Raw genomic sequence first — 7,775 nt, 5'->3', positions numbered from 1 at the left:
CGTTGCGGCAGAAGCAAACCTTGCATCACTCTCCACAAACGAGAGCCTCATGCTTCTATCCTCTTTGTATACTCGGACACAGGTCGCACTAAAAACAGGCGCAAAACGCCAGTATTACACACTGATTATCGGGATTACAGGATACTTAGTCTATCTAATCGGCCCATTTCCACGCAATATTTTTCTGCATACCGTGCTGAGTTTCCTGATATTTTATGGCTACTCATTCAAGAATGAGAAAAAAAATCTACTTCAGCGGCAGGTCAATATCTTGCAACTTATCCCCGGTCTACTTGGCAATTCAGATCGGTTTGCGCTTGGTGGCTTACTGGAGCTGGCAGGTGTTTTGTACAACGCACAGCTCTATGGCGCTGACCGAGAAATGCTGATGCAGCTTCAGACACAGCTCAGTCAATTCCTGGCACGCACCCCGTCCGATGCGCTTCACTCGCTCAGTCAAGAACAAAAAGTAAGCCTTCGTGTGCTGACCGAGCTAGCTCTTGATGTCTGCTGGAGCGATCCACGCTACGAAACACTCGCTGTGGCGGGACTCCTTGCCCTCACAACCTTGCAGGATACGAGTCTGCAAGAAGCGGTACAAAAAGCCCAAGGCCAGCGCCAAACCCAAGCCGTGACGGCGGCATTGGAGGAGTATTGTGCATCCGTGGATTTCGTATGAGACAGCAGCAGCAAGCTCGACAAACCACTCATGAGCTAGAGGAAAAGCTCTGGAAGCAGCTTGCCTACAACAACGCCGACTCTGCCCGAGAGACGCTCGCGCCGCTTGAATCCAGCGATGCCCTCCAGCTTCTCATTCGCGTTCTGGCACGTGACGAGACAAAGACAGTCCGAAAGTCACTGCTTACCAAATCTATCTTCGTGGTATCTTTCGGCCTTCTGGGTACCTGGGCACTTTTCCATATTTTCCGTGATCCATCTAAGTTCGATTCTGACAGCCTTTTACCCGTCGGGATAGCTTTGTTTATAGCTACGATACTTAGTGGCGCACAGACATACAGTCCGCATAACAGAGCAGTTTTATTAATTCCCGATCTCCTGCCACGCTTGAGCCGCACCGATCTCTCCCTGGTCCTTGAGCTGGCTTCTCAGGCAAAACTCGACGATCTCGCTCTCCTCTCTTGGCTGGGGCACGGGTTGGGACGCATGCCGATTGACGAGCTTGCGGCACTGTCTCCGGAGGCACGGCAAGGGCTGCGGCTTCTCACGAAAGAGGCTATTGAGAGAAGCAAAACGGAGCAGCAAGCGGAGGCGCTTGCGATTGCTGGCTTGCTTGCTTTGGGAAGCCTCAAGGATACAAGCCTCAAGAACGTGGCGGAGCGGGCCGTGCTCCAGCACACGCGCGGCCATGTTTGCGCAGCAGCAGAGGAGTATCTGACTCAGATCGCGAAATGAAGCTCTATGTACGATGTCGATGATTTTGTCCGGGCCGCCGATGTGGAGCTTCGGCAGTACGATGCTCATGCCAACCGCTTTGAGGGGCTGCGCAAGAGCAATGCGGAGAAGCAAGCGGGGCTTCAGGAGCGTCTCGAAGATGCTCAGGCGCAGCTCGCCGATGCCAGCTTTCCGGGCGGACTCAGTCCCCAAAGCGTTGAGCAACTTGCGGAGCAGCTGGGGGCTCCCGCGCTTTTGTGGGGCTACAACGAGGTGCAAGAGCGCGGAACGAAAGTCGCGGAGCGCCTTGCCGCACTTGCCGCCAACCCGCAGTTTGCCGAGCGTGAGATTCGCAAGCTGCGCCTGGAGACCGAGCTTCGGGAAGTGGAGCCGCTCTTTAATGAGGCCAAGCGCGAGCTGACGAAGCTCCAGAGCCAGCCAGGGGTGAACGAGCTGATCCAGCGGCAGTGGGGAACGTCGCGCTATCCGCACCAGGGCATCTTTCGCTTCTTGAAGGGTGAGTATCTCCGCGACTGGAAAAACGCCGATAAAGCCGTGGCCGCGCTGGGAGCAAGCAACTTCGCCGAGCTCGTCCAGCGCTACAACGACCGCGTCGAGCAAAATACCGTTCTCGGGGAGCGTGTCGGGCGTCTCAAGGGCGAGCAGTCGGCCATTGAGACGCTGATCTGGGAACACGAGAAACTTACGGCAGAGCAGGCAGAGCTGCCCAAGCAGGCCCGTGCCCGTGTCGGGGAGGATCTGGCTGCGTATGCCGCCGTTCGTGGCACCGATAAGCTCCCCAACCCTGAGGCAGCAAAACGCGCGGGGCTGGCGATAGATGGCGTGACGCACCAGATTAAGTACTTAGAGGAGACCCACAACAAGATCGAAGAGGATCTGGCAGGGCTCTTGGAGCGTTCTGGGAAGCTGCGCGAGGAGAAAATGCGCTATGACACGGATCGGTATCGGTACCGCAATAAGAACTTCTCGCAAGACCAGTGGGACAAGCGCTTCGGACGCACCGGGCGCTACCAGAAGCTCGGGGATCGCTACGAGCACGTCACCGAAGTCGTGTATGTCTACGACGACTACTACCGCCCGTCGCTTCTGCAAGAGTTTCTTTGGTGGGACGTCATCACCGACGGGCGCATAGACGGCAACTTTATCCCCGAGGTCGCCCAGTACCACGAAGCCAACCCCAACTACGCCTACGAGCGCCCCGGCTACGACTCCAGCGCGTCAGACAATTCCTGGAACCGCGACGACTCGTAAGGCGATAAAATAGTCATCATTATCACCAAGGAGGAATTATTATTATGCAAGTACCCGTTCTTGTGGAGCAGATCAGTACACACATCTTCCGCGCCAAAGCGTGGGATCTTGTGGCAGAAGGCCCAAGTGCCGATGATGCCGTGCTAGCCCTCCATCAAATGCTCCGTGGCGGTAAGTCTATTGCGATGCTTGATCTCCCCCTTACCAATCCTTTCTTGGCAATAGCAGGTGATCTCAAGGACGATCCTCTAGTCGATGGCTGGGTCGCGGCGATGAGAACCTATCGAGAAGAAAAAGAAGCAGATCCTAACTACTGATTCCCATGCCACAATTCATCCTTGATACCGATACGCTAACCCTGTTACGTCAGGGCAACACGGCGATCATTCAAAAGCTTCAAGAAATAGATCCCAACGAGGTCGCGATTACAGCAATTACCGTCGAAGAGCAGCTCTCTGGATGGTACACCCTGATGCGACAGCTACGCTCAGATTCAGATTTAGAGCGTGCCTATGAGCGCCTCGCACAAACCGTACGCTTCGTGGGCCGATTACCGATTCTGGGGTTCTCTCAAGATGCCATAGTGAAGTACCGCAACTTACTCAGCCAAAAACTAAACATCGGGAAGATGGATCTAAGGATTGCTGCCATTGCGCTAGAATGCAACGCCACTGTCGTCACCCGAAATGCCCGAGATTTTGGGCGCGTGCCCGCTCTCACCATTGCCGACTGGACGCGCACCGAGTAATTTATGCGCCGCCCTCACGCTCCACTCCGAGTGCTTTGCTACGCGGTCAATGGCCTCGGGCTGGGGCATCTGACGCGCACGATTGCGATTGGTCGGCAGCTTCGGCGGCTGTGCTGGGCACTGAGCGAGCCTCTGGAGCTGGTAATTCTGACATCGAGTGAGGGCGATGGGCTTGCGCTGGTGCATGACTTTCCGGCCTTTAAGATTCCCTCAAAAAATATCGTCAGCGGCGGAGGCTTTAGCGCGGCGCGGTACCGAAAGCTGGGCAAGCAGTGGGTCTGGAACGCGATCAATCTCTTCTCGCCTGATATCTTGTTGGTGGACACGTTTCCGGCGGGCAGCTTCCACGAGCTCTACGACGTGCTGGACCTAGGCAGCAAGAATGTCTTTGTGTGCCGCGCGGTGCGGCCCGAAGTCGCAAACCAGCCGACGTTTCAGAGTGCGCTACGCGGCTACGACAAGATCATCCTGCCCGAGGAAGACGGCACCAACGACACGCCCCTGCCGGATTTTGCACAAGAGAAAGCCGTCGGGGTGCCGCCGATCTTGCTGCGCTCGGTGGAGGAGACCTATGAGAAAGCCGAGGCCCGTGCGCGGCTGGGGATTCCCGAGGGGGTGAAGGCGCTCTATGCCTCAACGGGTGGTGGCGGGGACAAAGACGCGGAGGCGCTCTTTGAGCAACTAGTAGCAGCGGCACGAGCACTTCCTCACATTCACTTCACGCTCGGAGCCGGGATGCTCTACCGGGGGCGCGAGTTTCCGGCCCCCAATGTCTCGTGGACGCGCCGCCCGGTGCTGAGCGAGTGTTTTCGAGCCTTTGATGGCGCGATCACGGCGGGCGGCTTTAACTCCGTGTGGGAGCTGCTCCACAGCGGCGTCCCCTGTCTGTTTCTGCCCCTGGCACGGGGCTGGGACGATCAAGAGGCACGCGTCGAGCGCTGCGTCACGGCGGGGGCAGGCATTCGACTGACAGACCTGAGTGCTGAGGCGATTGCGGCAGGGCTGGCGAGTCTTCCGATAAGCATCCCAAGGCTTGCGCCCCAGAACGGAGCACTTGCCGCCGCCGAAGAAGTTCTCTCCCTCGTGTTTGATCGCGCACGACTCGACGAAGCCGCGCTCCTCTGCGACCCCGGCGTGCTCTTTGCCGCAAGTCAGCAAGGCATGACCGAAGAGGCGCTCCTCAAGGCTGCCGCCAGACGCTGGAGAGACTCCGACAATCACTCCCCGAGTGCAGCCGAGGAGCTACTCAAGGAGCTCTTGGTTACCAACCTACGAGAGCACGACAATGGACGAGACCAACCTCGGTAGCAACACGCACCGACAGATTCTGAAGCGGGGCAACACCATCCATCGGCCTGTTTACTGGTGGACACCAGCGGTTCACGATCTCCTCCACTACCTGGAGTCAGTTGACTTCCCCTACTCGCCGCGTGTTCTCGGATTTGATGAAGTGGGCCATGAAGTGCTAACGTTCCTTCCGGGTGAGTCTGGGAAAGACGGCTGGAAAAAGATTACTACCGAGGACGGCTTACGAAAATATGCGCGCTTGCTCCGTCTCTACCACGATGCTGTGGCGGATTACCGACCTGCCGCGTCGGCAGAGTGGGCCTATGCAACAGGCGGACTCAAGCCGGGCGAGCTTCTCTGTCATGGTGATTTCGGCCCGTGGAATCTCGTGTGGCAAGGCGAAGAGCCCGTCGGCATTCTGGACTGGGACCTGGTCACCCCCGCTGCCCCTCTCCATGATGTTCTCTACTGCCTGGAGTATGCAGCCCCTTTTCGCGACGATGAAACCGCGCTACGATGGCACCACTTCTCCCATGTCCCCGACCGCAAGCGACGTATCGAGGTATTTACCAGCGCCTACGGCATGCCCGCGCTTCAGGATGTCGCCGCGCAAGTGGCTCGCCTTCAGCGTGAGGTCGCGCAGTTTATGGCTCAGCTCGCCGACCGAGGCATGCAGCCCCAGAAGGACTGGGTTGCCAACGGTGCCTTGGCGGACTCGGAGCGCCAGGCACAGTGGACCGAGGCGCACAAAAGTCTCTTCGAGTGAGCGCCGTTATGCTCCACGTTGTGCGACGAGATAGGCATTGAGCTGCCGGACATAGTCGCTCTTGAGATGCTCGGGTGCGACGGCTCCACACTGGTGCGTCCTGCCCTGCGCATCGTTGATCGTGATCGCCATGGTGCGGGAACCTTTTGCCCGCATCAAAGGCAGATCCAGCCCCGCACGGCTCTGTGGCCCCAGCTCCAGAACCTTCTCGCGCACCCATAGCCCCAGGGTCTTGCGGATCGTCAGGGTGGTTCCGCGCAAGAGTAGCTCCTCTTTGGAGGCCGCATCGAGTGCCGCTTTCACCATCGTGAAGCCTACCCCAAAGAAGAGCGCGTAGAAGGCAAGTAAAAACAGTGCCACCGGGCCGAAGGCTTTCCACATGCCGCCGATCATGAACGTGGCGTGAACCAGCGTGAAGCCATTCCAGAACAGGGCGAAAAATCCCGTGCCCGCCGCCGCCGCGAGATTCCCGCCCGTCAGAAGTAGCTCCAGCTCTTGAGGCACCAGCGGCGTCTCCCCCAGCTCCTGCCGTGCGGAAGCCTCCGCGAGCTTGGCCCGTAGTTCCGTCAGGTTCAGTGCTCCGCCACTCTCAGAAAGCTGAGGTCGCAAGCTCGCCTCTTTGGCCTTGAGGTGCTCAAGCGCATCCCGGAGCGTGGTGAGCAGGATCTGATCATCCTCGGTTGCCCAGGCACTCAGCTCGGGGATGCACTTTTCTCCTTCTTTCCGGAGCTCTTTGAGCTGGCGAAGTGTCTCAGAGCTAGAGTCTAGGGGCGTTTCCAGAAGCGGCGCGAAACGAGTCAGCCAGCGCTCGGCGTTGCTTCGGGCGCTCAGGCGACTGGTGGGCTCAGAATAGTGCTGCATATTTTCCATTATTGGCACGTCTTCGTGATTCAGACAGTCTGAATAGCGGTATAATCTCCAACGGCATGAGTGAAAATTTGCGGCGTACACCGCTCTACGAAACCCATTTGCGCAGCGGAGCGCGACTGGTCCCGTTTGCAGGCTGGGAGATGCCTGTTCAATATACCGGGGTTATGGCGGAAGTGAAAGCAGTCCGTGAGACCGTCGGGCTTTTTGATGTCAGCCACATGGGCCGAGCATATCTGGAAGGCGAGCAAGCCGGAGCATTTCTCGATTTTCTGACGGTGAACTCTGTCGGCAAGCTCACGGATGGCCAGGGGCAGTACAGCCTGATGTGCTACGAAGACGGCGGCGTGGTGGATGACATTATTATCTACCGGGTCATGGAGACGCGCTACACCATTATCTTCAACGCGGGCAATCGTGACAAAGATTTGGCATGGATGCATGAGAAGCTCACAGATTACTCGGCGACTCTTACCGATGTCTCGGACGAAACCGCGCTGATTGCCGTGCAGGGCCCGAAAGCCATCGGACTGCTTGGTGACGCCATCGCCGCGCTACCCCGCTTTGGAATTGGCGAGACAAGAGTTGCCGGAATTTCGGTCACGGCTTGCCGAACGGGCTACACGGGCGAGGATGGCGCGGAGCTGATCTGCGGTGCAGATCAGTCTGCGGCACTCTGGGAGGCGCTGATCGGTGCAGGAGCTGTTGCGTGCGGCCTTGGGGCGCGTGATGCCCTGCGGCTTGAGGCGGCGCTTCCGCTCTACGGCCACGAGATGGACGAGACAGTCAACCCTTACGAAGCGCGCCTCGGCTGGGTGGTCAAGCTCGATAAAGCCGCGAACTTTATCGGCAAATCGGCGTTACAAGCGGTGAAAACCGCGGGACCGGTAAAAAAATGCGTCGGGATCACGCTCGAAGGCAAGGGAATCCCAAGAGAGGGCTACCCGGTCTGCGCACCGGATGGTGAGCCTATCGGCCACATCACCTCGGGTACATTCTCCCCAACGATCGGACGCGGAATCGCGATGGCTCGGATCGAGAGCGCCTACACAAAAATTGGAACGGCCCTAGAGGTCGAGATTCGTGGCGGACGCCATGCTGCCATGGTAACACCACTACCATTTTACAAAAATGTCTAAATCACCTAGGAGAAAGTTATGTCTAACGTACCAAGCGAGCTGAAGTACTCTAAGTCCCATGAGTGGGTTAAGCTGGAGGGCGATATTGCCACCATTGGGATCACCGATCATGCCCAAGAAGAGCTAGGTGATATTGTCTATGTCGAGCTACCCGAAGTGGGCCGCGTGCTGGCCTACGACGATGTCTTTGGAAATGTGGAGTCCGTCAAGGCTGTCTCTGAGCTGTACTCGCCCCTTGCCGGTGAAGTCGTCGCAGTCAATGAGACCCTCACCGATGACCCCGCCAACAACGGTGCACTGATCA

At 57.9% G+C, this 7,775-nt stretch carries 10 protein-coding genes; 9 read left to right on the top strand and 1 reads right to left on the bottom strand.

Annotated features, from left to right (window positions below; genetic code table 11):
* The 7 genes from RMO15_RS06820 to RMO15_RS06790 all read left to right on the top strand — a co-directional run.
* Positions 1-679, top strand: a 679-nt coding sequence (locus tag RMO15_RS06820) for a hypothetical protein (protein WP_309709645.1), incomplete at its 5' end; no start/stop codon positions are given.
* Positions 676-1,413, top strand: coding sequence for a hypothetical protein (locus RMO15_RS06815; protein WP_309709643.1), 738 nt, complete (start codon positions 676-678; stop codon positions 1,411-1,413). The genes RMO15_RS06820 and RMO15_RS06815, both read left to right, overlap by 4 nt.
* 6 nt (positions 1,414-1,419) lie before the next feature.
* Positions 1,420-2,664 (top strand): hypothetical protein, encoded by a 1,245-nt coding sequence (locus RMO15_RS06810; RefSeq protein WP_309709641.1) that lies wholly within the window; start codon positions 1,420-1,422, stop codon positions 2,662-2,664.
* 44 nt (positions 2,665-2,708) lie between these two features.
* A complete protein-coding gene (locus tag RMO15_RS06805) occupies positions 2,709-2,981 on the top strand; it encodes a hypothetical protein (protein ID WP_309709639.1) in 273 nt (90 codons plus the stop codon).
* A gap of 5 nt (positions 2,982-2,986) precedes the next feature.
* Positions 2,987-3,412, top strand: coding sequence for a type II toxin-antitoxin system VapC family toxin (locus RMO15_RS06800; RefSeq protein ID WP_309709636.1), 426 nt, complete (start codon positions 2,987-2,989; stop codon positions 3,410-3,412).
* 3 nt (positions 3,413-3,415) lie between these two features.
* Positions 3,416-4,720: a hypothetical protein gene (locus tag RMO15_RS06795; RefSeq protein ID WP_309709633.1), complete on the top strand. Its 1,305-nt coding sequence runs from the start codon at positions 3,416-3,418 to the stop codon at positions 4,718-4,720.
* Positions 4,698-5,465, top strand: coding sequence for an aminoglycoside phosphotransferase family protein (locus RMO15_RS06790; RefSeq protein WP_309709630.1), 768 nt, complete (start codon positions 4,698-4,700; stop codon positions 5,463-5,465). The genes RMO15_RS06795 and RMO15_RS06790 overlap by 23 nt, the downstream gene beginning before the upstream one ends.
* A gap of 6 nt (positions 5,466-5,471) precedes the next feature.
* On the opposite strand, the gene RMO15_RS06785 is transcribed toward RMO15_RS06790, so the two are convergent.
* Entirely contained in the window at positions 5,472-6,326 is an 855-nt protein-coding gene (locus tag RMO15_RS06785) for a hypothetical protein (protein ID WP_309709627.1), read from the bottom strand.
* Between the two features lie 65 nt (positions 6,327-6,391).
* On the opposite strand from RMO15_RS06785, the gene gcvT reads away from it, so the two are divergent.
* Entirely contained in the window at positions 6,392-7,471 is a 1,080-nt protein-coding gene (gcvT, locus tag RMO15_RS06780) for a glycine cleavage system aminomethyltransferase GcvT (RefSeq protein WP_309709624.1), read from the top strand.
* 18 nt (positions 7,472-7,489) lie between these two features.
* Positions 7,490-7,775 (top strand): glycine cleavage system protein GcvH (gcvH, locus tag RMO15_RS06775; RefSeq protein ID WP_309709622.1); only part of this gene is annotated, 286 nt, incomplete at its 3' end.

The sequence above is a fragment of the Armatimonas sp. genome (assembly GCF_031410135.1).
Classification (GTDB): Bacteria; Armatimonadota; Armatimonadia; order Armatimonadales; family Armatimonadaceae; genus Armatimonas.
Note: the sequence above shows the minus strand (reverse complement) of the source record. Positions and strands in the feature narration are given on the sequence as shown.

Excerpts from the sequence above, each read along its gene's own strand:
- RMO15_RS06815 (WP_309709643.1), top strand. The coding sequence starts at position 676 with ATGAGACAGCAGCAGCAAGCTCGACAAACCACTCATGAGCTAGAGGAA.
- RMO15_RS06810 (WP_309709641.1), top strand. The coding sequence starts at position 1,420 with ATGTACGATGTCGATGATTTTGTCCGGGCCGCCGATGTGGAGCTTCGG.
- RMO15_RS06805 (WP_309709639.1), top strand. The coding sequence starts at position 2,709 with ATGCAAGTACCCGTTCTTGTGGAGCAGATCAGTACACACATCTTCCGC.
- RMO15_RS06800 (WP_309709636.1), top strand. The coding sequence starts at position 2,987 with ATGCCACAATTCATCCTTGATACCGATACGCTAACCCTGTTACGTCAG.
- RMO15_RS06795 (WP_309709633.1), top strand. The coding sequence starts at position 3,416 with ATGCGCCGCCCTCACGCTCCACTCCGAGTGCTTTGCTACGCGGTCAAT.
- RMO15_RS06790 (WP_309709630.1), top strand. The coding sequence starts at position 4,698 with ATGGACGAGACCAACCTCGGTAGCAACACGCACCGACAGATTCTGAAG.
- RMO15_RS06785 (WP_309709627.1), bottom strand. The coding sequence starts at position 6,326 with ATGCAGCACTATTCTGAGCCCACCAGTCGCCTGAGCGCCCGAAGCAAC.
- gcvT (WP_309709624.1), top strand. The coding sequence starts at position 6,392 with ATGAGTGAAAATTTGCGGCGTACACCGCTCTACGAAACCCATTTGCGC.